The organism is Hyphomicrobiales bacterium, from assembly GCA_039973685.1.
GTDB lineage: Bacteria > Pseudomonadota > Alphaproteobacteria > Rhizobiales > JACESI01 > JACESI01.
In genome coordinates this window covers 1-26,006 of the sequence record JBDWKL010000038.1, presented here as the reverse complement: position 1 = coordinate 26,006, position 26,006 = coordinate 1, and the positions used below count along the sequence as shown (strand labels likewise).

The window sequence follows — 26,006 nt, the reverse complement described above, 5'->3', positions numbered from 1 at the left end:
ATTCGTGTGTTTTTCGAGATTACGGCGCGGTTGTTTTATACGCTGGCCATTTCGCTGATCCCTTTATCTGCTGCCACCGTGATCATGCAGGCGACACCGCTTGTTGTGGTGATTGGTGCTGCCTTGGTTTTTGGCGAAAAGGTTGGTTGGCGCAGGTGGACGGCGATTTTCATCGGGTTGGTCGGGGTTCTCATCATTATTCAGCCTGGAACGGATAGCTTCTCAGCGCTGTCGATCTTGGCCGTTATCGGCGTGCTTGGGTTCGCAGGCCGTGACCTCGCCAGCCGCGCCGCACCCGCATCACTCAGCACATCAATCCTTGGCCTTTATGGCTTCTTAGCAATCGCTGTTGCTGGCGTATTGTTCTTGGCATGGGAACCTGCAGCCTTTGTATGGCCGAGCGCTGAGGTTTCGTTGTTTCTGCTTGGCGCCGTTCTGTTCGGCGTCGGTTCCTACGCCTGCTTGATGATCGCTATGCGCACGGGCGAAGTCTCCGCCGTCACCCCGTTCAGATACACGCGGCTCATATTCGGCATCGCCTTGGGCATCGCGGTTTTCGGCGAGCAGCTAACGCTTTCAATGGTGATTGGTTCGGGGCTGATCGTGCTGTCTGGCCTGTTTATTTTATGGCGCAGTAAGCAGGTGGAGGCGGTGAAGTAGGGGGGGCGAAAGAACCATCGACGATATTTTAAAAGGAATATGGGCGGGTGAAAGTTTTACCTTTATGTCACTACGCCATTTCAGCCGTACGTTTGCGTTTCCCTCGGTTTCTCAAGTTACGCATAAGGAGAATTATGCCGAGAATTGATCCAAGCCATACGATCCCATTGACATAATCGATGAAGGTCGGCGCGTGGGATACAATTCGATCATCGTCAGGGTGAATATATAATTCTAAAACATCATCAATATTATAGTTAGCAGCCTTCGAAGGGTCTCTCCAAAATTCATTTAATTGTACGTTTTTAAGGGCAAATGTAATGCCTGTTACTCCATTGCTTTTTTCATATTCGATTTTTGAGAAACGCAATCGTTTTTCGAGGTATCGAATTTTGCGGTTACGTTTGTTTTTTCTGGTTGCTGCGGAGATGGTTGGTTGTTTTTCATCAAGCTGATGAGGGTGGCCCGATGCTGGGTATTTTCGGAAACTACTTCTAGGAGATGTTTGGAAAACTTTTAATGTTTCGAAGCCCGCCACATGACCAAATGCATGATCATATGCGAACGAGAAATAAATTTTCTCTATGGATGTTCCGGTACTACGCGTTGCTGTGAAAACGAAGGGCCAAAACGCAAGAAATACGATGGCGAGAAATGTAATATACGCGACCATGCGAGTTATTGTGCGTGTAAAAAATGCTGAGAACATGTTGTTGAGCACCTAGTTCAAAACCTATTTCATACAGGCTGGGCCGATATATGAGGTGAGGAATCGTATGTTATTGAATTCTTCAATCTCAAATTACCCCACAACATAGCCGCCAGCAACCGAAGTTGCTGATGGCGCTCAATCATGCAGTTAGTCTAACCACCCACACTCAAGCGGCAGACGACGCGTTGGACTTCCGCTTGTTGGAATGCCAGCGCTTGCGGCCACTATTTGCTTGGCCGGGCCCTGATTTCTTCGGGCCTGATTTTCTCTGCTCTCCGCCTTTATTCCCGCCACCATTTGCTGATTTGTTTTTGTTGTTTCGGTTGCGGGAAGGGCCGTTGCGTTTGGCGGGTTTGTTGTTTGCTTTGGGGGTGCTTGGTTGTTCGCTTCCTGTGGTTTCAGCAGGGGCTTCGCCCTCAACAGGCAGTCTGTTGCCGATGAGCTTTTCGATGTCTTTGAGGTAGCCGCGTTCGCTCGTATCGCAGAAGGAGATCGCAACGCCGCTTTTGCCCGCACGTGCAGTTCGTCCGATGCGGTGAACGTAGGATTCTGGCAGGTTGGGCAGGTCGAAGTTTATGACATGGGTGATGCCGTCAATGTCGATACCGCGCGCTGCAACGTCTGTTGCAACCAGAACAGCAATTTCGCCTGTGCGGAATTCGTTCATCACGCGGTCGCGCTGGTTTTGTGACTTGTTGCCGTGGATCGCCGCCGCCTTGATCTTGGCTGTTGCAAGGTTTTTGCTGATACGGTCCGCGCCGTGTTTCGTGCGGCTGAAGACGACGGTGCGCTTTACTTCTGGCTGAGACAGAATTTCCGCCAAGACACGGCGTTTATCGCCTTTCTCAACATGGCGCACACTCTGCTCAATACGCTCGATTGGCTTGGAGACTGCCGCGACTGAGATTTCGACGGGCTTATTGAGAAGGTCTTTCGCAAGCTTCTTAATTTGCATCGGCATGGTTGCTGACAAAAGGGCGGTCTGTCGTTTTGTCGGCAGTTTGCCAACGATCCGTCTGATGTCTGGCAGGAAGCCAAGGTCCAGCATTTGGTCTGCTTCATCAATCACAAGAGAATTAGCCTTGGTCATAATGACGACGCCCGCGTTGATGTGATCAAGCAAGCGACCAGGTGTCGCCACCACAATATCAACCCCTGCAGTCAGCGCCTTGATTTGCTGTTTCGGCCTAACGCCGCCCACAACAAGTGTCACGGTTATGTCTGTGAATTTGGCATAGCTGTTGATGTTGTCGACGATTTGGGAGGCTAGCTCGCGGGTGGGTGACAAGATCAGCGCGGAGCACATTTTTGGTGCGCGTTTGCGTTTTTGTTCGACAATGTCATGGAGCAGCGGCAACACGAAGGAGGCCGTTTTGCCTGTTCCTGTTTGCGCAATGCCAATGATGTCTTGACCCTTCAAGAGCGCAGGGATCGCTTTTGCTTGGATGGGGGTCGGATTGGTATATCCTTCAGCTGATACTGCTTTAAGGATTGGCTCTGATAAGCCTAGTTCGTTGAATGTAATCAAAATTTCTCTTCATAACCATGCGCATAGCAAGGCGATACGCCAAGTGCGTTTGGTTTTTCAAATTGGGGAGTTTGTGTAGATTAACTACCTAAGTTTCTGGGCCATTTTTGGCTGTTCTAGACTGGGAGTTGTCATTTTAAGTCGAGAACATGGTGCCGCTGACGTAATCATCTACACGCGGCTGTTGATGCAGGCTTATAAGGAATAGACTAAGAAAACAACAATTCATTTCTAATCGAGCATTTCTGTTGAGCAGATAGTTAGCGTAATGAATTTGTATGATCGCGGCTGGGTGAGGGCGTTCGGTCCAATCCAGACCATTGTTTGCCTCTCAAACCTCGCCATTATGTGACGCATCTGCAACAGGTGTTGCTCATTGTGATCAATCGTGCGGATAGGACTGGTATCCTGCCTCGTTTTCGGCACATTTCAGGTTGCATAGAATTCAAGCAAGAAGCCCGCACTTTGTGCAGGGTTGTCGGAGAAACCAATGGACATCAAAATCAACGATAAAAGAAATTTGCCATCACGCCATGTGTCGGTCGGCCCGCGCCGTGCGCCGCACCGTTCGTATTATTACGCAATGGGCATGACGTCAGAGCAGATTAATCAGCCATTCGTTGGTGTTGCAAGTTGTTGGAATGAGGCGGCTCCGTGTAATATTTCTCTCATGCGTCAGGCGCAAGCCGTGAAGCATGGTGTGGCAAGTGCCAATGGCACACCGCGCGAATTTACGACTATCACCGTGACAGACGGTATTGCGATGGGCCACGAGGGCATGAAGTCTTCTTTGGTATCTCGTGATGTAATTGCCGATTCGGTTGAACTCACCATGCGCGGTCACTGTTATGATGCGCTGGTTGGTCTAGCAGGCTGTGATAAATCTCTACCGGGCATGATGATGGCAATGGTTCGCTTGAACGTGCCGTCTGTGTTCCTTTATGGCGGTTCAATTTTGCCGGGCCGTTTCAAAGGTAAAGAAGTGACCGTTCAAGATGTGTTTGAAGCGGTTGGTCGCCACTCTGTGGGTGATATGTCTGATGCAGACCTAACCGAGCTTGAACAATCAGCTTGCCCATCTGCTGGTGCTTGTGGTGCGCAGTTTACAGCCAACACAATGGCAACCGTGTCAGAAGCAATTGGCTTGGCATTGCCTTATTCTGCTGGCGCGCCAGCTCCTTATGAATTCCGCGATAAATTCTGCGTGGCTGCTGGTGAGCAGGTGATGGAACTCATCCACCGCAATATCCGTCCGCGCGATATCGTGACCCGCAAATCTCTCGAAAACGCTGCAACAGTTGTGGCAGCTTCCGGTGGTTCAACCAATGCAGCGCTTCATTTGCCTGCTATTGCCAATGAGATCGGTATTGATTTCGATCTGTTTGATGTTGCCGAAGTCTTTAAGCGCACGCCTTACATTGCTGACCTTAAGCCTGGTGGGAAATATGTGGCGAAAGACATGTTTGAAGTTGGCGGCATTCCGTTACTCATCAAAACTTTGCTTGATGCTGGCTTCATGCACGGTGATTGCATGACGGTTACAGGCCGCACAATTGCTGAGAACATGGAAAGCGTTGAGTGGAACGACGATCAAGACGTGGTCTATTCTGCAAGAACGCCGATCACCGAAACAGGTGGTGTTGTCGGCCTTAAAGGCAACCTCGCGCCAGAAGGTGCGATCGTTAAGGTTGCTGGCATGGAGAACCTCAAGTTCACAGGCCCAGCGCTTTGTTTTGACACTGAGGAAGAAGCATTCGAAGCAGTGAATAAACGTGCCTACAGCGAAGGCGATGTTTTCGTTATTCGTTTTGAAGGTCCAAAAGGTGGTCCGGGCATGCGTGAAATGCTTGCAACAACCGCCGCACTTTACGGGCAGGGCATGGGCGACAAAGTTGCGCTCATTACTGATGGCCGCTTCTCAGGCGCGACACGCGGCTTCTGTATTGGCCATGTTGGGCCGGAAGCTCAGGTGGGTGGTCCTATCGGATTGTTAAAAAATGGCGACATTATTGAAATTGACGCCATAGAAGGAACACTAAATGTTCAACTTTCTGATGTAGAGTTAGAAGAACGCCGCAAAGATTGGGCGCCGAAGGTCACACAGTTTGGTTCTGGTGCTCTTTGGAAATACGCCCAAACGGTTGGTCCAGCGCAACATGGTGCGGTGACACACCCAGGTGGCAAAGACGAAGTAAAAGTTTACGCCGACATATAGAGGTAGCAGGCAGAATATGCGTATCAATCGCGAGTATATTAAAGGTTTTGGAACTAGCTTCACCGCTCTTGCGGTGGTTGGGGCGATGGTGGCGACTGCACTGGTGTCAGAACCAGCACTCGCTCAGTCATCGGTCGACAACGATAGCCCGTTCCAATTCCATGATCTCGATTCTGGCACAGATGAGAATTTGTCGTTTGATGCCGAGAAGGTTGATTCTGCTTCTGTAAAAGCCCTCGAGTTTGCAGCAGAAGAAGGCGACGAGATTGCTATGTGGCAATTGGGCCGCCATTATTCTGTTGTCGCTAAAGGCGAAGGCAATCACCTACGTGCGTTTGAAATGTTCTCACGTTTGGTGCGTACACAAGGCCAGCGGACGCCTTATTCGGATAAGGCGCCGTTCACGGCCCATGCTTTGGTATCGCTCGGATCGTACTACCGCAAAGGCATTCCAGACACCTATGTGTCGCGCAATTCTGATCTGGCATGGTCCATGTTTATGACAGCAGCCACTTCTTATGGCGACCCTAGAGCGCAGTATTCTCTGTTTCAAATGTGTGACAGCGAATTGACGGATCGTTGTTCGCAAGTGCAAGCAGGACGTTGGCTTAAGCGGTCTGCAGTCAATGGTGAAATTAACGCACAAGCTCGTTTCGGTTATCGCCTATTTGAAGGCGAAAAAGGTGTGCGTCGCGATAAGGTTGCTGGTCTAACATGGCTGACAATTGCCCGCGAACGGGCTCATGTGGCACGCCACGCGCAGGTGTTTGATCTTCACGAACGCGCATTCTCACTGGCAAGCGCCGAAGAGCGCAGCGAAGCCCGCATTCGCGCGGAAAAATGGATGCAAAGAAAGTGCGGAAACGTGCTGACGTGCTAATTCTGTTTAGCGCTTAAGCTTGTGCTTATGCCTATTGAAGCGGATTATGCTTTAAGCCTAACTTCTTAAAATCAATCGTCGCCGTACTATAAGGCTGAGCGGATTTGTTCGGCTGATAATGAGTGAACGGGCAACCTTTGCCGGTAAATTTCCACGACGTATTGTTCAACACATACTCACAACGCGCTTCTTTCAGGCCTTCATTGGTCTTGATGCAGGTAAAATTGCCAACCTGAATGCGCTCCCCAACCGAACTGCGACAATGACATTTCGCGGCAGCTTCTGCGGTGGTGGGGATTGATGACACCGCTATTGCAACGCCCGATATCAAGGGTAGAAAATTCAACAAAGCCTTATACCGCATAGCAAGTTCCTCTGTCTGGTTGCTATGAAGGGTAACACTAGTCAGTGATTTGGCAAAATTCTAACCGTAAGTAATCCACACAGGCACATGGTCTGAAGGCTTTTCCCATCCACGGGTATGCTTGTCTATCGCCGCATCTTTCAGGTGTAAGGCGGCTTCTGGTGACAGCAAGAGGTGATCAATTCGGATGCCGTTGTTCTTATTCCAAGCGCCTGCTTGATAATCCCAGAATGTGTAGGCTTCTTCATCTGTCACAGAGCGAATCGCTTCGGTGAAACCTAAGTTCAACAGTCGATTGTAGGCTTCGTTCGTCTCAGGCCGATAGAGCGCGTCGCCTTCCCATGCTTTTGGGTTGTGGCAATCAATCGGCTCTGGGATCACGTTATAATCACCTGCCAAGATGAACGGTTCTTCGAGCGCCATGCGGTCGATTGCCCAGTCTTCTAAGCGCTTCATCCATGCAAGTTTGTAAGGGTATTTCTCTGTGTCGACAGGATTGCCGTTTGGTAGATAGAGGCAGCCAACGCGTAAAGGGCCATTGTCTGTTGAAAAGACACCTTCAATGAAGCGAGCTTGTTCGTCGCTTTCATCACCAGGGAGGCGGCGGTTTACTTCTTCAAAGGGAAGCTTAGAGAGGATTGCAACGCCGTTGAAGCCTTTTTGGCCGTGGGTTTCGACGTTGTAGCCGAGTGCTTCTAGCCGCTCACGGGGGAAATTTTCATCAACGCTTTTGATTTCCTGAAAACAGGCAATATCAGGGTCAGCTTCTTTCAGCCACGCTTCAACAGTTTCAATACGGGCTTTAATGCCGTTGATGTTCCAAGTCGCAATTTTCATGAAATGGGACTTCTAAATAGAGAAGCTGGTGCCGCAACCGCAGGCGGCTGTGGCATTCGGGTTTTTGATTTGAAAGCTTTGGCCTATCACATCATCAACGAAATCAATCTCTGATCCTTCTAAGAAAGGCTGGGAAACATCGTCGATGTAAACCACGGCTTCTTCCCGTTTTAAAACGAGGTCGCCTTCTTGTTCTGATGTGTCGAGGTCGTATTTATATGAAAACCCTGAACAACCGCCACCTTCAACGCTTATACGCAAGGCTGTTCCATCGGCTTCTGAGCTTAAAATTTTGCTGATACGCTTCGCAGCGCTCTCACTTAACGTGATAGAAGATGATGGTTCTGTCATAAGAATCTCTCTATGATGGACAATCTAATTTAAATGATAGTTAGGCATTGAACGATGGCCTGTCAAACATCGATAACAAGCAAAATAGGTTTTGGAGGGGAAGGGCGCGCTTTGGCTGCCTGCAATCCTGCCGAAACCAAAGGGCGGTTGGTGGCGGAACCGAGTAGCCCTACACGTACGGATTTTCAGCGTGATCGTGACCGCATTGTCCATTCCACGGCATTTCGGCGGCTTAAGCATAAGACGCAGGTGTTTATCTATCACGAAGGTGATCATTTCAGAACACGGCTTACCCACACCATCGAAGTGGCACAAATTGCTCGCGCTATTGCCCGCGCTTTGCGCCTTGATGAGGATTTGGCAGAAGCTTTGGCGTTAGCTCATGATTTGGGGCACACTCCTTTCGGCCATGCGGGGGAAGATGGGTTAGATCATATGATGTCGCCGTATGGTGGCTTTGAACATAATGCTCAAACGCTCCGCTTGGTGACGGAATTAGAACGCCGGTACGCCGAATTTGATGGGCTGAACCTTTCATGGGAAACGCTAGAAGGCATCGTGAAGCACAATGGCCCTTTGCTCAATAGTGAGGGGAAACCAACAAAGCGCTATGAGGAAAATGGCATTCCTGATGGTATCGCCAAATATAATACGCGCCACGACCTCAAACTTGATGGTCACGCGAGCCTTGAAGCCCAAGCCGCTGCGATTGCTGATGATATTGCTTACAATGCACACGATATCGATGACGCTTTGCGTGGTGGTGTGTTCCAATTAGGTGATCTAAGTGATGTTCCTCTTGCTGGAGAGATATTGGTTGACGTTCGAAAGCGTTATCCGAACCTTGATCGAACGCGCACAACGCATGAGCTCATTCGTCGCTTAATCACGCGTATGATTGAGGATGTTATCCATACAGCGACCAAAAACATAGAAAACTCTGGCTTAAAATCAGTTGATGATGTTCGGCAGTTTGGTGAAACTTTGGTCGGATTTTCCACAGCCATGGGCAATGCCGAGCGGGGAATAAAAAGGTTTTTGTTTAACCGCATGTATCATACGCCTGAATTATTGCGGGTTCGCATCAATGCTGAACTTATGGTTGCTGATCTGTTTGAGCTGTATTTTGAACGCCCGAATGAAATGTCGAATGATTGGGCCAATGATATTGCGAAAACAGGCGACGATGAAATCGCCCGCGCGCGGCAGGTGTGTGATTATGTGGCCGGTATGACTGACCGTTTTGCCGTGCAAGAGCATCGCCGATTATTTGACGTTACACCAGATTTGCGCTAGGCGCGTGCAGGCATTAAGCCCCACCTGCCATCCCTTGCCAATTTCTTCGAAAGCATAGCCACACATGAATATTTTTAGCCTGTTCACCGATCGGGTCGTTGAAGCCACTAAAGCGCTTAATCTTGATGGCGTTGATTGGGCTGCTGTTGATTTCTCTCGCGTTGTCGTAGAGCCGCCGCGTGATGCTTCTCACGGTGATTTGGCCAGCAATGTTGCGATGGTGCTGGCAAAAGGTTTGGGCCTGAAGCCGCGTGATTTTGCTGAACAAATCAAACAAGGCCTTGAAGCAGATACTGACATTGCAGCAGTAGAAATTGCCGGACCGGGTTTTATCAATATCCGGCTTCATGCGGCGTTTTGGACCAAGCATTTGGGCGCGATATTGGATGCAGGCAAGTCCTATGGCGCCAACTATGTTGCTAAACCGCTTAAAGTGAATGTTGAGTATGTCTCTGCAAACCCAACAGGCCCAATGCATGTAGGCCATTGTCGCGGTGCGGTTGTGGGGGATGCGATTGCGAACCTCTTGTCCTTCGCAGGCCATAAGGTCACCAAAGAATATTACACCAATGATGCAGGCGGTCAGATCGGCGTTTTGGCAAAGTCTGTCTATCTCAGATATTGCGAAGTCTTGGGCGAAGACATTGGTGAGATCCCAGAAGGACTTTATCCTGGTGAATATCTGAAACCAGTTGCTGCTGAATTGGCGGCTGAATACGGCGAAACGCTTAAGGCGATGCCGGAAGATGAGCGCCTTTCAATCATTTCTGATACGGCAATCGACGCAATGATGGACTTGATCCGCGCTGATTTGGCCCTTTTGAATGTGCGCCATGATGTGTTCTTCTCTGAACGTTCACTGCACAAGAAGGTGGGCGATGCAGAAAACCGGATTGATGACACGCTCAACAAGCTCACAGAGCGCGGTCTGGTCTATGAAGGCACTTTGCCACCACCAAAAGGGCAATTACCTGAAGATTGGGAAGATCGGCCACAGACCTTGCTGCGCGCAACTGATTTTGGTGACGACATTGACCGTCCACTTAAGAAATCGGATGGCGCGTATACCTATTTTGCCGCTGACGTCGCTTATTTCCGTGATAAATTTGAACGCGGTTTTGAAGAAATGCTCTTCATCTTGGGCGCGGACCATGGTGGCTATGTGAAGCGCTTAGGCGCTGTTGCAAATGCCATTGCGGGTGATAAAGCCGAACTGAAAGTGCTGCTTTGCCAACTCGTTCGCTTGTTGCGCGATGGTGAACCAGTGAAAATGGGTAAGCGGACGGGCAATCTCATCACGTTGCGCGATGTGGTGGATGAAGTGGGTGCTGATGCGGTTCGTTTCATGATGTTATACCGCAAAAACGATGCGCCGCTTGATTTCGATTTTGCCAAAGTGACCGAGCAATCGAAGGATAACCCTGTTTTTTATGTGCAATATGCCCATGCAAGAACACATTCTGTGTTTAAGATGGCGGCAGAACGTACCGATTTGACGGAAAGTGACTGGCGAAATGTGTCTCAAGACGTGATTGACAAGCTTGTCGATCAAAGCGAAATTGCGCTTATTCAAAAAATGGCCGCATTTCCGAGGATTTTAGAGACGTCGGTAGAGGCAAAAGAGCCCCATAGGTTGGCTTTTTATCTGTTTGAACTCGCCAGTTCCTTCCATAGTCATTGGAATATCGGTAAGGATCGTCCAGAATTACGCTTTATTAATGATAAAGACCGACAATTGACCTGTGCACGGCTCGCGATGGTTGCAGCAGTAAGTGATGTGATCGCAGCGGGTTTATCGATTATCGGTGTTTCTGCGCCGAATGAAATGCGTTAGGTTACGGGGGCTGTAATATACAGCCTAGACACCGATAACCTTTGGGGAAGAAGGTACTCGATGTCAAAATCGTCAGGGGATACAAAAACAACAGCGCCGCTCGCGGAAAGTGATCCGTTAGCTGAATTGGCAAAGCTTGTTAGCGCTGGCAGTGTTTTTGGAAATGTGTCAGATGATGCCACAGGCGAAGCTATGGGTGATCCGTCGTTTGAGCCCTCTGTCGCGCAAGGTGCGGATAGTGAGATGGGTCTCACGGCACCTGCAACAGAAGCCCTTAATGTATCCAATGCCTCAACATTAGATTTTGACGCAGAGCTTGGCGCTCAGTTAGAAGCAGAACTTGTGAGCGAGCTTTATGAAAGCGAAGCGCCGGTTGTTGCTGAACCACAGGTTGAAGCACCCGTAGCTCCTGACGTTGCCGACATTGATGAAAAAATATCCAGTGCTCTCGATGAAGCATTGAACCTAGAGGGTTTTGTTTCTGAAGCGCCAGTTGAGGCTGCAGTTGAAGCAGCTTTACCTGAGGCGGCCGTACCGGAACCAGTTCAAGAAGTTGCGGTTGATGCGCCCGAAATAGAACCCCAAATCAATTTTGAGAGCTTTGAAGCAGAAATTTCTGCCGCAGCGGCGTCCGGTTTCCCATCTGTTGATGTGCCAACGCCAAGTGCTGATTTTGCAACAGATGCCCCAAGCGCTCCGGCTGTAGATCCAATGGTTGCAGCTTTAGAGGCCCCAGGTTTTGATGCTAGCGTTATTCCGTCGGCCTTACCAACGGGTGATGTTGATCCGCTTGATAATATCCAGTTTGAAACAGCTGAAGACGAATTTGTTGCTGACTATGAAAACGACAACAAATCAAACGGCAAAGGCATGCTTGCCATTGCGGCGGTCTTGCTTGTGGCACTGGTTGGCGGAGCAGGGGCTTATTTTATCGGCGCATTTGGTGGTGGTTCCGACGACCCTGTTGTTGTTGCTGCTGACAATCAACCTGTACGTGTTAAACCTGATGATCCAGGTGGGCGCAAAATTCCAAACCAAGACAGCACCGTTTACAATACGCTAGATGGCGAAGAAAAAGACCAGACTCAAGAAAGCCGCCTTGTTGTGCGCAGTGAAGAGCCTGAAGTTGGAGATAGCGACCGTCCGCGCGTGATTTCACCGAATTCTCGCATTAGAGATGTCAGCGCGACTGTGCCGCCAAGTGGTCCTAGAACTGTTAAAACTGTGATTGTTCGCCCAGATGGCACATTGGTCCGCCCAGAAGCTGACGATACTGCTGCTGCTTCATCACCGTCTGAGACGTCTCTTGTTGATGCCTCTGAAACTGTTGCAAATGCGGCAGGGCAAGAAGTTGCATCAGCAGGTGAAGAACTTACGCCACGCGCTGTAAGCACAGAGGCTTTGTCGTCCGATGCAGAAAATGCAAGCGCTGAGGCACCTGCAACATCGCAAGAAACTGTACAAGTTGCAGCATTGCCGCCAATTCCTCGCGCCAATAACATCCGCAACCGTTCTACCGCTGCACAGGCTCAGCCAACACAACTAACCCCGACAACTCGGGCACCTGCAGCAACGTCAAGCACGCCTGCTGCGAATTCTGGTGACTATGTGGTTCAGCTTTCAGCACAGCGCTCTGATGAAGCCGCAAGAACGAACTTCCGTCGATTGCAACAGCGTTATTCGGTTCTAGCGAACTATTCGTTGAATGTGCAGCGGGCTGATCTTGGTGATCGTGGCGTTTATCACCGTGTACGCGTTGGGCCATTTGCACGAAGTGCGGCTAATTCCGTATGTGAGCGCGTGAAATCGCAAGGTGGCGATTGTATCGTTCGTCGTCAGTAAAGTTACGAGCCAATAGTTTTTCAATTTAAATATTTGATCTAAGGGGTAATATGGCGCAACAAAAAGCCTTTATCGCGGGTTGTGCTGGGTTAACACTCAGCGCTGACGAGAAGCAGTTTTTCGCGAATGAACGCCCATGGGGCTTTATTCTGTTCAAGCGCAATTGTGAGAGCAAGGCGCAAATTTCTGATCTTTGTGCTGCACTCAGAGAGGCTGCTAACGCTCCGCAAGCGCCGATTTTTATTGATCAAGAAGGTGGCCGTGTTCAACGGTTACAACCACCTATTTGGCCGAAATACCCGACAGGACAAACCTTCGCAGATCTTTATGCTAAGGATGAAGCAGTTGGCGAACGGGCAGTCTACTTGGCAGCCCGCTTGATTGCTCATGATTTGATTGAAATCGGGGTTGATGCTGATTGTCTGCCCGTTTTGGATGTGCCGGTTCCCGGTGCCCATGATGTGATTGGCGACAGGGCTTATGGCCGTGACCCGCGCATTATTTCCCATCTTGGTGGGCTTGCTGCTGATGCCTTGGTGGATGGCGGTGTTTTGCCCGTGATTAAGCACATACCGGGCCATGGTCGTGCTGGTGTTGACAGTCATTTGGAGCTTCCACGCGTGGATGCCTCGCGCCACGACCTTGAAACCATCGATTTTGCCCCGTTTAAGGCTTTGGCTCATCTGCCAATGGCAATGACGGCTCATGTTGTCTATGAGGCGCTGGATGCGTCTGCCCCTTGTTCAACGTCACCGAGCGTTATTTCGGAAATAATTCGCGATTTTATAGGGTTTGACGGGCTTTTAATGTCCGATGACGTGTCAATGAACGCACTTCATGGGGAAATCAGCGACAGAACGGCGGCTTGCTTTGCAGGAGGCTGCGATTTTGTGCTTCATTGTAACGGTAAGTTCGATGAGATGCAGCAAGTGGCGGTTAACACGCCGGAACTTGAAGGAAAAGCGGCAATACGCGGGGACAAAGCCCTTGCATGGCGCAAAAAACCATCAAGTTTTGACGCGAAGGCCGGTTTGAGCGAATTGGAAGCCATCGTTTCCACCCTTTAAGCTGACACATCATCGGGCACATGGTTATGTGGGCCGGTTATGTCTGACAATGTAAGCATTTGGGAAGAAGATGATAAGCGCATCAACGCGAATGGCGAGCCATTGGTTGTTGATGTTGATGGCTTTGAGGGCCCGCTTGATTTGCTCTTATCGCTTGCCCGTACCCAAAAAGTAGATCTCGCCAAAATTTCGATTTTGAAGCTGGCAGAGCAATATCTTTCCTTTATCGACAAATTGCGAGATATGCGCCTTGAATTGGCGGCTGATTACCTTGTTATGGCCGCTTGGCTGGCGTTTTTGAAATCTAAGCTCTTGTTGCCAGAACCAGAGGCAGAAGAAGAGGAAAATGCAGAAGACTTGGCGCAAATGTTGGCGTTTCGGCTTAAGCGGCTGGAGGCTATGCGTAAAGCAGCAACATCCTTGATGAACCGCAACAGGCTAGGTCGTGAAGTTTTTGCCCGTGGCGACCCTGAACCTGTCCATGTCGTCAAAAAATCAGAATTTTCGGCTACGCTTTATGATCTGCTGACAGCTTATGCGATGCAGCGCCAGCGCCAATCTGTTTCGACCGTACAAATGACAAAGCGCACAGTTTGGTCCTTGCAAGAAGCGCGCGAAGCCTTGCAACGCCTTGTCGGTGTGAGCGAAGAATGGGCGCGGCTTGATAAATTTCTATTCGAATATCTGGTGGACCCCGAACAGCGTACTACCGCCATGGCCTCAAGTTTCTCTGCAAGCTTAGAATTGGTCCGTGAAGGACACCTTGAAATTCGCCAATCTGGCGCTTTTGAGCCAATTTATATGCGTGCTGGCGAGAAGAAAAAGGATGAGCAAAATGTCTGATGACAATGAAACTGACGGCAATGAAACTGGCGACGCAGCAGCCCAGCAAGAGAACGGGCAGCAGAGCGAAAGTGGCGTGGTTATTCCGTTTCAAGCGGCTGATGAGGAGCCTTTGTCAGATGATCAGCGCCATAATTTGCGGATTGTTGAAGCCATTGTATTTGCCTCAGCCGAACCGATTACGTCGATTGCCATTCAAAACCGATTGCCAGATGGGACCGATGTCGCGGCTCTTTTAAATGAACTTCAGCGCCAATTTAAAGGGCGAGGGGTGTCTTTGGTTCAGGTTGCTGGTGGTTGGGCTTTCCGAACGGCTGATGATCTTTCATTCTTGTTGCAGCGCGAGGCAACGGAAACACGCAAGCTCTCTCGTGCTGCCTTAGAAACTCTAGCTATTATCGCCTATCACCAACCCGTAACGCGTGCAGAAATTGAAGAAGTGCGCGGTGTTTCGATCAGTAAAGGCACGCTTGATGTGTTGATGGAAACAGGATGGATCAGAATGCGTGGCCGCCGTCGTGCGCCGGGTCGTCCGGTGACTTATGGCTCTACCGCTGCCTTTCTTGATCATTTCATGCTGGATGGTGTGCAAGACCTACCGGGCCTCGATGAAATCAAAGGTGCAGGCTTGCTCGACAGTGCCATGCCGTCAAATTTCCAAATTCCGCTGCCAAATGATGAAGACGCTTTGCAAGATGATGAAGACCCGTTGGAAGATGATGACGATCTTCTCATGATGGCGGACTTGATTGCAGAGGACGAAAAGGCGTAGAAGCAGCCTATGGCTCGCTTGTTATCTAAAGATAATTCTGAATTTACCGACAGTCCACGGGGTGTGGCTGGTGCTTCCTTTGGTGCGAGCATTTCTTTTGAGAATGTTTCGCGTCAGTTTGAGCAGGTGACGGCCCTGAGTGATGTCTCTTTGGAGGTCAATCCGGGTGAAACCATGTGTTTGCTTGGCGAATCTGGTTGCGGCAAGACCACATTATTGCGGATTGCTGCCGGAATTGAGACGCTGTCTAGCGGTTGCGTTAAAATCAATGACCATGAAGTGTGCGGCGATAAGCACTTCGTACCACCAGAGCGGCGGCGCGTTGGCTTGGTATTTCAAGACTACGCCTTGTTCCCGCATTTGACGATTTTAGAAAACATCATGTTTGGGTTGGCTAATCTAAGCGAGCGGGAGAGAGATGTTGAAGCCCGCCGTGCGCTTCACCGTGTGCAATTGACGGATTATGCTGATGCATATCCACATACCTTATCTGGTGGGCAACAACAGCGTGTCGCGCTTGCGCGGGCTGTCGCGCCACGACCGCAGATTTTACTGTTTGATGAACCGTTTTCCGGTCTTGATACAGTTTTGCGCGAAGAAGTACGTGATGAAACGCTGTCAGTTTTGCGTGAAAGTTCTGCAACTAGCATCATCGTTACCCATGATCCTGAAGAAGCTTTATACCTCGGTGACCGCGTTGCTTTGATGCGGCATGGCAAAATTGAGCAAGTTGGAACTGCCGAAGACCTCTATTTTAGGCCTAAAAATGGCTATGTCGCAGGCTTCTTCGGTGGGTTAAATTCGTTTTCTGCCAAGGTGGATGGCGGCAATGTAACCACCCCGCTTGGCACATTTGCAGCCCCTGGATACCCGAATGGCACTCCCGTTGACATTTTTGTGCGTGTTGAAGGTGTAGAAGTGAAAGATGTTAATGAGCAGGATGGATTAGCCCACGGGCGCGTGCTGAATGAGCGGTTTGCAGGTGATAAACGGCTGATTTCCGTACTTGTTGACGGAAACCGAGATCCATTGCGGCTTAAAATACCAGCGAGACAACGACTTAAGTCGAACTTAGTTTCATTTGTTGTCGATCCCGCATCTGTGCTTATATTTACCAAGACGGACAATTAGTGATTGCGGGGAGCACCTGTTCAGCGCTATCAACTAAATAGACAAACCCAATTATGCGGTAATTTTGCAATTGGGGACAAAAGGCGCTCATAAGCGCAAAGGGAGAAAAATATGTTTGGTTCAATCGGTCCTTGGCAGATTATCATTGTGGCTCTATTGGTCGTGCTTCTTTTTGGACGCGGCAAAATCTCAGAAATGATGGGCGATGTTGCTAAAGGCATCAATAGCTTCAAGAAGGGTCTTAAAGAAGATCCTGAAAAAGCGATTGATCATACAACGACAGAAACTGTTTCTGAAGAAACCAAAGATCAAACGAAAGCTAGCTAAGCTTTCAACATAAAGGCTGCGCTTTGTTGAGCGCGCAAGCATTTGGACGACTATGTTTGATATTGGTATGCAGGAAATTTTGGTGGTCGCGGTTGTTGCGATCATCGTGGTGGGTCCCAAAGACCTGCCAGGGTTATTGCGCTCTGGAGCCAAGTATGTTGGCCAGCTGCGCAATATGGCGCGTGATTTCCAAGGTCAGATGAATGAGGCGATTAAAGAAGCTGATTTGGCTGACCTCAAAAATCTCAATCCGCTCGATGATGTCAAAGGCAGCATTGATAACTATATGGATTCAGCCCGTGCTTTTGATGAGCCGGATGAAGACTATATAGCGGAAGGCGAGGCGCTGGCGTCTGAGGTTCAAGGTGAAGCTATTGATGCGGGACCACCTCCTGCCAAAGCAAAGCCTGCGGCCAAGAAACCAGCAGCTAAAAAACCTGCGGCCAAGAAACCCGCTGCAAAGAAAACTACAGCTAAAAAGCCTGCGGCGAAATCAACGGCTGCAAAACCAGCTGCAAAGAAAACAGCATCACGTGCGAAGGCTGCAAAAAAGCCCGCCAGTGAAGTGTCCTGAGGAATATAAGTAACGATGACAACTCAGGATCAAAACCTCGACGATTCCAAAGCACCTTTAATTGAGCATTTGACCGAACTACGTTCGCGCTTGCTCAAAGCGGTTGTTGCGATTGGTATTGCTTTCGTGGTGTGTTTCATTTTCTCAAATGAGATTTTCGACATTCTTACATGGCCATACATTGTGGCACGTGGCGATGATGAAGCCTTGTTCCAGTATACAGCGCTTCAAGAGTTGTTCTTTACGCAGATGAAGATTGGCTTCTTTGGTGCGATCTTCATTGCATTTCCTGTGATTGCCAGCCAAATATATATGTTCATGGCACCCGGTTTATACCGACATGAACGCTCGGCGTTTTATCCATTCCTAATTGCAACACCGATTCTCTTCATTATCGGTGCTAGTCTTGTCTACTTTGTGGTTATGCCGCTTGCGATTGCTTTCTTCTTGTCACTGGAGCAAACAGGAACCGGCACAACGGCGACCATTACCAACGTTCCCAAAGTGTCGGAATACCTAAGTCTCATCATGACGTTGATTTTCGCCTTTGGTACGGTTTTCCAACTGCCTGTTGTTATGACGCTTTTGGCCCGCATTAATGTGGTGTCGTCTGAAGGTCTTTCGGCGAAACGTAAATACGCAATCGTTTTAGCTTTTGGTGCGGCGGCAATTTTAACACCTCCTGATCCAATCAGTCAGATCAGCCTTGCACTTCCAACGCTCGTTCTCTACGAAGTATCTATCTTCTGTGTGCGCTTCGTGGAACGGCAACGCGAGCGCAACGTGATGGCGAATTTGGCTGATGACGATGAACCAGGTACCGACCTTGTGGAAACACAAGACAACCAAGACATCGACAAAACCTAATTCCAATCGCATTCGATCATTGCCGCGACGACTAGGCAGTTGAACTATGCTTGATATCAAGTGGATTCGCGAAAATCCTGAGGCTCTTGACGCAGCGCTAAAGAAGCGTGGTGCTGAGCCGCTTTCTGCAAAACTAATTGAGCTCGACGATAAGCGTCGTGCTCATTTGACCAAATTGCAAGAAAGTCAGGAGCGCCGTAATTCAGCCTCCAAGGAAATTGGCAAGGCGAAAGCCAACGGCGATGAAGACGCCGCTCAAAAAGCAATTGCTGAAGTTGCTGAGATTAAAGCTTTCATTCAATCTGGCGAAGAGGTTGAGCGCGAACTGAATGAAGCGCTTGAGACTGAACTTTCAGCCATTCCAAATGTGCCGCTTGATGATGTGCCTGTTGGCCTGAGCGAAGATGATAATATTGTCTACCGCACGGTTGGTGACAAACCATCTCTCGGTTTTGCACCTAAAGAGCATTACGAGCTTGGTGAAGCGCTTGAGATTATGGACTTTGAAATGGCAGCTAAGCTTGCTGGTTCACGGTTTGTGATCTTGAAAGGCAAATTAGCGCGTCTTGAACGTGCGCTTGCGCAATTTATGCTTGATCTCCACACAGGTGAAAATGGTTATACGGAAGTGTCGCCACCTTTGTTGGTGCGTGATGATGTTATGTATGGCACGGGGCAATTGCCGAAGTTTGCGGAAGATAGCTTCAAAACAACCGATGGCCGCTGGCTGATCCCAACAGCTGAAGTGCCGCTGACGAATTTGGTGCGTGATAGCATTTTGGAAGAGAAGAACCTTCCTTTGCGCATGACAGCCTTCACACCATGCTTCCGTTCCGAGGCAGGTTCTGCTGGCCGTGATACGCGCGGCATGTTGCGGGTTCACCAGTTCCCGAAAGTGGAAATGGTGTCGATTACGAAGGTTGAGGAATCAGAAGCCGAACTTGAGCGTATGCTTGGGTGTGCGGAAGAAGTGTTGAAGCGCCTTGATATTCATTACCGTGTCATGACGCTTTGTTCTGGTGATATGGGCTTTGGTGCGCGTAAGACATACGACATTGAAGTGTGGTTGCCGGGGCAAGATGCCTACCGTGAGATTTCGTCTTGTTCTGTGTGTGGAGACTTCCAAGCCCGTCGCATGAATGCACGTTACCGTGTTGAGGGTGAGAAGAAGCCAACTTATTGCCACACGCTCAACGGTTCTGGCCTTGCGGTTGGTCGCACACTGATTGCGGTTTTGGAAAATTATCAAAACGAAGATGGCAGCATCAACGTTCCTGAGGTTTTGCAACCTTATATGGGTGGTCTAAGCGTTATCTCTTAAACTCAATCACCAACCAGTTAAGCGGGTAGGGCGCATGCGCATACTTCTAGTCAATGATGACGGCTTTCATGCGCCGGGCTTTGAGGTCCTGCGCAAGATTGCGGCTGAGTTGTCAGATGATGTGTGGGCTGTAGCGCCTGCAACAGACCAAAGCGGCCTCTCGCATTCTATCACTCTGTCACATCCTTTGCGCTTTACTAAACATGGTGAGCGTGACTTCGCCATCACTGGTACACCGACTGATTGTGTAATTATGGGTGTGAAGGAGTTTATGCCGTCGCCTCCTGATTTGATCTTGTCGGGCGTCAATCATGGGCAGAACGCTGCCAACGACGTCACGTACTCCGGCACGGCTGCAGGTGCTATGGAAGGATCGATTTTAGGCATTCGCTCTTTTGCTTTGTCTTTGCGGGTTGATTGGAGCGGTGAACGCATTGCCTATTGGGATACGCCGCTAAAACATGCGCCTTCCATTATTAATCGCACTTTAGATATTGGGTTTGATCCCTCAACTTTCATTAATGTGAATTTTCCAGACCGTCCCGCTGATCAAGTGCAGGGTGAAAAGCTGGTGCCGCAAGGGTCGCTTGATCATGAGTTATCTGGCGAGCATAGACGAGACGGGCGGGGACACTCTTATTATTGGCTGACTTTCCAAGCGGGCGACATCACGTCAAAAGGCGATAGTGATATTGCAGCACTACGTGAGGGGTATACGACCATCACACCAATGCGGCCTGATTATACGGACCGTTCTGCGCTAGCAGCGTTGTCGAAAGACTGGAAACAATCATAACAATGGCTGTGTCAAAATTCATAACCTATGCAGCATTACCGTTAGCGCCCTTGTTCTTTGCGTCGAATATGTTGTTTGGCAAGGCGATTATTACAGGCGTTGAGCCGTGGACTTTGGCGTTTGTGCGCTGGGGTGTTGTATTTTTGATTTTGTTTCCTTTCGCCGCGAAATCACTTTGGCGCCACAAAGGGCGTTTGGCTTCTCTCTTTTCCATGTTCGGTGTGATGGGGTTCTTGGGCATGTGGATTTGCGGGGCGATTGTTTATTTCGCACTGACAAAAACATCTGGAACCAATGCCATTTTGATCTATCTGTCCTCACCAGTTTTGATTGTGCTGTTTGAAGCAATCTATCGTGGCCGTCGTATTTCATTTCGTGAGGGGCTTGGCATATTGATTGCTTCATTCGGGGTATTGGTGATTTTGATGCGCGGTGATGTTGAAAACGCCTATGCGTTTAATTTCAACATTGGTGATATCGCCATGGTTGCGGCCGCTATTGCATGGGCGGTGTATTCGGTGATGTTTAAATCGGATCAATTGACCGGATTGCCCAGCCTCATGCTTTTGTGCGTGTTCAGTTTGATGGGTGCTTTAACGCTCGCGCCATTTGCAGCGTTTGAATTGACCTATGTTGCAAGTTTGCCGAGTGAGCCGACAATTTGGTTTGGTATTGCTGGGATTGTCTTTAGCTCATCAATTGCCGCGTTTTTGGCTTATCAACATTCTGTTCGTGTCGCAGGCCCTGCGATCGCTGGCATTTTCATGTATTTGCTGCCAGTTTACGGTGTAGGTCTTGCGGTGTTGCTTTTGGGCGAAAGTTTTGAGCAATTTCATATGATTGGAATTTTGACTATTTTGGGAGGTGTTATTCTCGCAACCTTTCCCACTGATCTAATAAAGCGCAAAGCTTTGAAGAAGGAACGTCTAGCGTAATGAATTCAACTTATTCCGCATCTGATGGAAATCAACACGCTGAAGAAATGATGGCATTGATTTTAGCGATCAGGGAGCAGGGGATTATGGACCCTGACATGATGCGACTTTTTGAAAAATTTCCAAGACGCTCGTTTCTCAATCCTGGTTATGTGAGAGCCACACTGAAGCCTAATAGCGCGGCACCTATTCCTTGCGGTCAATTGCAGAGTGCGCCTTCAATCGTTTCAACCATCATTCAAGAATTGAATTTAGAGACCAATCACAAAATTTTGGAAATTGGAACGGGCTCTGGTTATCAATCCGCATTGCTGGCGAGCCTTTGTCGCCGTCTTTATACGATAGAGCGGTTTAGAACCTTGGTTGATGATTTTGAGAGGCGAATTGCAACCATGCGCATTGGTAATATCGTTATGCGTTTTGCCGATGGAATGCTGGGTTGGCCCGAACAAGATAATTTTGATAGCATTGTTATAAACGCAGGAATAAGTTCCGTTCCGTCAATTTTATCGGATCAACTTAAGATGGGTGGACGATTAATTGCCCCAATTCTTCAATCAAAAGCAACATGCGAATTAACCCTACACGTGAAGGTTGAGCAGGGTTTTGAGACCAAAAAATTGGCAACTGTCCGTTATCTCCCAATAATTTCGGGTACTGCTTACAGACTTTAAGAGTTTTTTTAGGTTACTGCTTTCTAATGCCCTCAGTAAAAATTGCGAACTGAGTTGTGTTATGAGTACTCGCTTTAAAGGCCCCCGCGCCAAATTTCTTAGAAATGTTGCATGTCTGACCCTTGTTTCAGCAGCCGCTGCCGGTTGTAGTGAAGGGGCGGCTCGCTTTACTGATCCACTGTTTACGGCCTCGGTGCCGCAGCAGCCTCAGTTGGCAAGTCAGTTTGGAGGAGCGACACAAGTCGCCTCTGTTGCCTCCCGTGTTCGGCAAAATGTTCCCCAACGGTTGGATGTTCTTCAGCCGCAATTTTCGCAGCAAGATACATTCAATGCGAAAAACTTGGGTAGCGGTGTAATTTCTGCTGCTGGTATTCCACAGCAGTTGAATACTCAACCGCAGCAAGCCGTTCTTGGTCAGCAGTTTCCAAGTTTCCCATCTCGGCCAACATTGACGCAGCAACCAAGCTCGATTGCGCGTCAGTCTTTGCCGCCAGTTCAGCAGTTGCCTCAATCGTCGATTTTAGCGTCTACGCCTAGTAACGGCGGTCGTTTGACCTTGGCACAAGCGCAAGCAATCAATGACCCCGAAGCTGGTCCGCAAATTGGGCAAGGTGTTCCGTTAAATAATCAATTGGCTGCTGCCCAAGTGCAACCGTCAACTGGTTTCGGTGCGCCTCAGCAATCTTTTGAGGTGGGTACAGATTGGACGCGTAAATATTCGCCAATTCCAACACAAAGCCCAGCGCCTAAGTTGTCTTCGACACTTAACGGGTCAGGTCCAAAGGCCTATACGCCTCCGCAAGGGGTTTATACAGCTGATGTTGATCGTCTTTCGACCAGTTCAATTTCTAGATTCACTGAACCAAAGGTCATTCGTTCATCTGTCACATCGTCGCCAACTGCGCAGGTAATCCGCAGTCAACCGACACAAATTGATAGACAGGTGACAGCAAGTGTTCCGGCTAGCGCACAATCGCAAAAATCCAACAACGGTTGGTCAAACGCTGGTGGTACTTATGTCGCTTTGAAATCTGGTGAGACGCTTTATTCTTTGTCACGTCGCTATGGTGTGCCAGTTGACGCGATTGCGAGTTCAAATGGTATCACTAATCCAAGCACAGTGCGGGTTGGTCAGAAAATTTTGATACCAACCTATGTATACGCTCCAAATGTCGGCGTTTCTGCGCCAGATGCAAACAAACGCGTTGCAAATGCATCCAGCGGAACATTGCGTCCTCAAACAGTGCGTTCATCAGTTGACCCGACTACGACTGCTTCAATAGCGCCAGCAAGATCGCTTGCTCCGAAGGTGGCCACGAACGGTCAATCGTTTGGTGCCCATAAAGTTCAATCTGGCGATACATTGTCTAAGATTGGTCGTCTTCACGGGACAAGCGTTGCTTCAATCAAAGCGGCGAATGGCATCAGTGATGGAAACGTCATTCGAGTTGGTCAAGTCTTGAGTATTCCAGGTTCAAAGCAGGCTGCTTCGAACGTTAGTGCTAAGCAAAGCGTTGCTGCTTTGCCGCGATTGGATAAATCAGTAACCGGTTTTGTACCGTCACAGCCACTTCCTGCGGTTGTTTCTCCGACTAATCGTGTTGCTGCTGTGCCTCGTTCGCGTCCAAACTATGCGGCTGCAAAAACAGTTGCGCGTGGATCAACAACTGGGCAACCGAAAGTTAATCCTGTGCGCCGTATTGCTTCGGCTCAAACTGTAGCGCCTACCCAAAAGGTAGCACCTGCGGTTGATCCAATCACAACGGCTTCTACTAAAAATCCGACAGCAACATCGTCTTCTGGGTTTAAATGGCCAGTACGTGGTGATGTGGTTGGGCATTTTGGTCAGAAAAACGCAGGCATTAACATTGCAGTTCCAGAAGGAACGCCAGTTCGTGCCGCTGCTGCTGGTGAAGTAATTTATGCAGCGAATGGTTTGGCTGATTATGGTCAACTCGTTCTTGTGCGCCACAGTAATGGCTTCGTGACAGCTTATGCTCACAACAAAGCACTGACGGTGAAACGCGGTGAGCGTGTGCGTCAAGGTCAAGTTGTTGCTAAATCAGGTAAATCTGGTTCAGTCTCTTCGCCTCAGCTACACTTCGAAATCCGCGACGGTAAGACACCGGTCAATCCGATGGCTCACCTTGCAGGTTAGTTAGAGCATTAATCTAAGTGAATTGTCTGGCCGGTTCTTCCGGCCAGATCTTGTATATACTGCCAAGCGACACGACCCGAGCGATTGCCTCGGGTTTTTGCCCATTCTAGGGCTTCATGTCGTAATTGCTCCGCGTCTATTTTCAGCTCATAACGCGCCACATAGCCCTCAATCATCGCCATATAGTCGTCTTGCGTGCACTTGTGGAACCCAAGCCACAGGCCAAAGCGATCGGAAAGCGAAACCTTTTCTTCTGTCGCTTCTGACGGATTAATTGCCGTTGCTCGTTCGTTTTCCATCATATCGCGAGGAATGAGGTGGCGACGGTTGGATGTGGCGTAAAAAATTACGTTGTCAGGGCGGCCTTCAACGCCACCATCAAGCGCGCTTTTGAGAGATTTGTAGCTGGCGTCATCTCCATCAAAGGAAAGATCATCACAAAAGATGATGAAGCGGTCTTTGGTGTTCTTTAGAAGCCGCATGAGTTGCGGCAGGCTATCAATATCTTCGCGGTGGATTTCGATGAGTTTTAGTCCGTGAGAGAGACCTGATTGTTGCATTTCATCATTGATGACACGGTGAGCAGCTTTCACGACCGAACTCTTGCCCATGCCTCGTGCGCCCCACATCAGCACATTGTTGGCCGCATATCCGTTTGCGAATTGGCGTGTGTTTTCAACGAGCTTATCTCGTACAAGTTCGATGCCTACAAGTAGATCGATTGGTACGCGGTTTATGGTGTCGACAGCTTGCAAGAAACCATCTTCAGCCCGCCACAAATAGGCGTCTGCAACCGTCGGGTCAAAGGCTGGCGGGGCTTGAGGCACCATTTGGGCGACAAGGCTGGTTAAAGCCTCAAGTTTGTCGTTTAGAGCACGAATTGCATCATCAGCCATTGTATCAGTCCGCAAATTGCTTAAGTGAAGGATTACACAGTGAAAATGAGGTAGCGTGGTAACGCTGCTTGGATCAAGGAAAAAGGCACTTTAATCCTGTCGTTTTGTTACCTAATTGTGGGCTTATTGGGATTTGTCGGTTTATGCAGGCGAAAAGCGCTAGGTTTAGGTCTGGATTTGTGCGATCAGGAATTGCAAATCACTAAAGGAATTGTATAGTCCGGCAACTTTTGACCGATTGGTTTAGTATTGTGCGGCCTGTCTGTCCTTAAACCGGAATTTATGAAGGAATTATCATGTTTATTACACCAGCATTTGCCCAAGCAGCCGGCGGCGGTGAGCCAGGCGGACTTTTGTTCAGCCTCCTGCCATTTGTTGCGATTTTCGGAATTATGTATTTCTTTATCCTGCGTCCACAGCGTCAACGCATGAAGGCACACCAAGAGATGATCGACAATGTACGTCGTGGCGATAATGTTGTCATGAATGGCGGTATTATCGGTAAGGTGACTAAGGTTAGTGATGATGCTGAGATTGAGATCGAAATTGCTAAAGACGTTAAGGTCAAAGCATTTCGCGGCATGATCCACGAAGTACGCGCAAAAGGCGAACCAGCGAAAGCTGAATAACGCAGAACGAATACAATTCCCTCATTTGAGATTATAAAATGACCCATTTTTCCGTTTGGAAATCCACGCTTATCCTTCTCACAGTCCTGTTGGGTGTGGTCTATGCCGCTCCTAACCTATTCAGTGAGGAAGAAGTAAGCGCTTGGCCTTCTTTCTTGCCGCAAGACCAAATGGTTTTGGGGCTTGATCTGCAAGGTGGGTCTCATTTGCTTATTCAAGTTGAGCGTGAGGGTCTCGTTAAAGAGCGGGTGCAAAACCTGCGTGCTGATGTTTTGCGTGCTTTGAGTGGCCGCAATGCGGATGGATCACGTGAGGAGCGGATTAAAGCATCACGTGCTGCTGTTGTTGGTGATCGTGCTGTTCAGTTTCGTCTAACTGATGAAGCAGATACTGCCCGTGCTCGTGAGGCGTTGCAGACGGTTGTTCAACCAAGTTTGACGAATGTGTTTACCGGTACGCCGACCACAGAAGTAGCAATGAGCAATAATGGCTCTTTA

26 protein-coding genes are annotated in these 26,006 nt (G+C 49.1%); 20 read left to right on the top strand and 6 right to left on the bottom strand.

Annotation, left to right across the window (positions count from 1 at the left end; translation table 11 throughout):
• Positions 1-660 (top strand): DMT family transporter (locus ABJO30_10370; protein MEP3233220.1); only part of this gene is annotated, 660 nt, incomplete at its 5' end.
• Positions 661-730: 70 nt separating this feature from the next.
• On the opposite strand, the gene ABJO30_10365 is transcribed toward ABJO30_10370, so the two are convergent.
• Both ABJO30_10365 and ABJO30_10360 read right to left on the bottom strand, forming a co-directional pair.
• Entirely contained in the window at positions 731-1,369 is a 639-nt protein-coding gene (locus ABJO30_10365) for a hypothetical protein (protein MEP3233219.1), read from the bottom strand.
• A gap of 169 nt (positions 1,370-1,538) precedes the next feature.
• Positions 1,539-2,900, bottom strand: coding sequence for a DEAD/DEAH box helicase (locus tag ABJO30_10360; protein MEP3233218.1), 1,362 nt, complete (start codon positions 2,898-2,900; stop codon positions 1,539-1,541).
• A gap of 490 nt (positions 2,901-3,390) precedes the next feature.
• On the opposite strand from ABJO30_10360, the gene ilvD reads away from it, so the two are divergent.
• Entirely contained in the window at positions 3,391-5,115 is a 1,725-nt protein-coding gene (gene ilvD, locus ABJO30_10355) for a dihydroxy-acid dehydratase (protein ID MEP3233217.1), read from the top strand.
• 16 nt (positions 5,116-5,131) lie between these two features.
• Positions 5,132-5,995 (top strand): sel1 repeat family protein, encoded by an 864-nt coding sequence (locus tag ABJO30_10350; GenBank protein ID MEP3233216.1) that lies wholly within the window; start codon positions 5,132-5,134, stop codon positions 5,993-5,995.
• Positions 5,996-6,026: 31 nt separating this feature from the next.
• On the opposite strand, the gene ABJO30_10345 is transcribed toward ABJO30_10350, so the two are convergent.
• The 3 genes from ABJO30_10345 to ABJO30_10335 are packed head-to-tail and all read right to left on the bottom strand — an operon-like array spanning position 6,027 to position 7,547.
• Positions 6,027-6,359 carry a hypothetical protein gene (locus ABJO30_10345; GenBank protein ID MEP3233215.1) on the bottom strand — a complete coding sequence of 111 codons (333 nt, stop codon included), beginning with the start codon at positions 6,357-6,359 and terminating at the stop codon, positions 6,027-6,029.
• Between the two features lie 60 nt (positions 6,360-6,419).
• Complete coding sequence (gene xth / locus ABJO30_10340) at positions 6,420-7,196, bottom strand: exodeoxyribonuclease III (protein ID MEP3233214.1); 777 nt, start codon at positions 7,194-7,196, stop codon at positions 6,420-6,422.
• A 12-nt stretch (positions 7,197-7,208) separates the two neighbouring features.
• Complete coding sequence (locus tag ABJO30_10335) at positions 7,209-7,547, bottom strand: iron-sulfur cluster assembly accessory protein (protein ID MEP3233213.1); 339 nt, start codon at positions 7,545-7,547, stop codon at positions 7,209-7,211.
• 54 nt (positions 7,548-7,601) lie between these two features.
• On the opposite strand from ABJO30_10335, the gene ABJO30_10330 reads away from it, so the two are divergent.
• The 15 genes from ABJO30_10330 to ABJO30_10260 all read left to right on the top strand — a co-directional run bounded on the left by ABJO30_10330 (position 7,602) and on the right by ABJO30_10260 (position 23,984).
• A complete protein-coding gene (locus tag ABJO30_10330; GenBank protein MEP3233212.1) occupies positions 7,602-8,843 on the top strand; it encodes a deoxyguanosinetriphosphate triphosphohydrolase in 1,242 nt (413 codons plus the stop codon).
• Positions 8,844-8,907: 64 nt separating this feature from the next.
• Positions 8,908-10,677: an arginine--tRNA ligase gene (gene argS, locus ABJO30_10325; GenBank protein ID MEP3233211.1), complete on the top strand. Its 1,770-nt coding sequence runs from the start codon at positions 8,908-8,910 to the stop codon at positions 10,675-10,677.
• Positions 10,678-10,737: 60 nt separating this feature from the next.
• Positions 10,738-12,519, top strand: coding sequence for an SPOR domain-containing protein (locus tag ABJO30_10320; GenBank protein MEP3233210.1), 1,782 nt, complete (start codon positions 10,738-10,740; stop codon positions 12,517-12,519).
• Positions 12,520-12,569: 50 nt separating this feature from the next.
• Positions 12,570-13,586 (top strand): beta-N-acetylhexosaminidase, encoded by a 1,017-nt coding sequence (gene nagZ / locus ABJO30_10315; GenBank protein MEP3233209.1) that lies wholly within the window; start codon positions 12,570-12,572, stop codon positions 13,584-13,586.
• 39 nt (positions 13,587-13,625) lie between these two features.
• Entirely contained in the window at positions 13,626-14,429 is an 804-nt protein-coding gene (locus ABJO30_10310) for a ScpA family protein (protein MEP3233208.1), read from the top strand.
• Complete coding sequence (gene scpB / locus ABJO30_10305; GenBank protein MEP3233207.1) at positions 14,422-15,201, top strand: SMC-Scp complex subunit ScpB; 780 nt, start codon at positions 14,422-14,424, stop codon at positions 15,199-15,201. The genes ABJO30_10310 and scpB overlap by 8 nt, the downstream gene beginning before the upstream one ends.
• 9 nt (positions 15,202-15,210) lie before the next feature.
• Positions 15,211-16,332 (top strand): ABC transporter ATP-binding protein, encoded by a 1,122-nt coding sequence (locus ABJO30_10300; protein ID MEP3233206.1) that lies wholly within the window; start codon positions 15,211-15,213, stop codon positions 16,330-16,332.
• Positions 16,333-16,443: 111 nt separating this feature from the next.
• Complete coding sequence (gene tatA / locus ABJO30_10295) at positions 16,444-16,659, top strand: twin-arginine translocase TatA/TatE family subunit (GenBank protein MEP3233205.1); 216 nt, start codon at positions 16,444-16,446, stop codon at positions 16,657-16,659.
• Between the two features lie 52 nt (positions 16,660-16,711).
• Entirely contained in the window at positions 16,712-17,233 is a 522-nt protein-coding gene (gene tatB, locus ABJO30_10290) for a Sec-independent protein translocase protein TatB (protein MEP3233204.1), read from the top strand.
• Between the two features lie 15 nt (positions 17,234-17,248).
• Positions 17,249-18,100 carry a twin-arginine translocase subunit TatC gene (gene tatC, locus ABJO30_10285; protein ID MEP3233203.1) on the top strand — a complete coding sequence of 284 codons (852 nt, stop codon included), beginning with the start codon at positions 17,249-17,251 and terminating at the stop codon, positions 18,098-18,100.
• 46 nt (positions 18,101-18,146) lie between these two features.
• On the top strand, positions 18,147-19,421 hold the full coding sequence (gene serS, locus ABJO30_10280) for a serine--tRNA ligase (GenBank protein MEP3233202.1): 1,275 nt from the start codon (positions 18,147-18,149) through the stop codon (positions 19,419-19,421).
• Between the two features lie 34 nt (positions 19,422-19,455).
• Positions 19,456-20,217 carry a 5'/3'-nucleotidase SurE gene (gene surE / locus ABJO30_10275; GenBank protein ID MEP3233201.1) on the top strand — a complete coding sequence of 254 codons (762 nt, stop codon included), beginning with the start codon at positions 19,456-19,458 and terminating at the stop codon, positions 20,215-20,217.
• 2 nt (positions 20,218-20,219) lie between these two features.
• Positions 20,220-21,152: a DMT family transporter gene (locus ABJO30_10270; GenBank protein MEP3233200.1), complete on the top strand. Its 933-nt coding sequence runs from the start codon at positions 20,220-20,222 to the stop codon at positions 21,150-21,152.
• A complete protein-coding gene (locus ABJO30_10265) occupies positions 21,152-21,826 on the top strand; it encodes a protein-L-isoaspartate(D-aspartate) O-methyltransferase (protein MEP3233199.1) in 675 nt (224 codons plus the stop codon). Before ABJO30_10270 ends, ABJO30_10265 begins: the two co-directional genes overlap by 1 nt.
• Positions 21,827-21,887: 61 nt before the next feature.
• A complete protein-coding gene (locus tag ABJO30_10260; protein MEP3233198.1) occupies positions 21,888-23,984 on the top strand; it encodes a peptidoglycan DD-metalloendopeptidase family protein in 2,097 nt (698 codons plus the stop codon).
• A gap of 8 nt (positions 23,985-23,992) precedes the next feature.
• On the opposite strand, the gene ABJO30_10255 is transcribed toward ABJO30_10260, so the two are convergent.
• Positions 23,993-24,880: an ATP-binding protein gene (locus ABJO30_10255; protein ID MEP3233197.1), complete on the bottom strand. Its 888-nt coding sequence runs from the start codon at positions 24,878-24,880 to the stop codon at positions 23,993-23,995.
• A 296-nt stretch (positions 24,881-25,176) separates the two neighbouring features.
• Between ABJO30_10255 and yajC the strand changes: the two genes are divergently transcribed.
• Positions 25,177-25,509: a preprotein translocase subunit YajC gene (yajC, locus tag ABJO30_10250; protein ID MEP3233196.1), complete on the top strand. Its 333-nt coding sequence runs from the start codon at positions 25,177-25,179 to the stop codon at positions 25,507-25,509.
• A 38-nt stretch (positions 25,510-25,547) separates the two neighbouring features.
• Positions 25,548-26,006, top strand: a 459-nt coding sequence (locus ABJO30_10245; GenBank protein ID MEP3233195.1) for a protein translocase subunit SecDF, incomplete at its 3' end; no start/stop codon positions are given.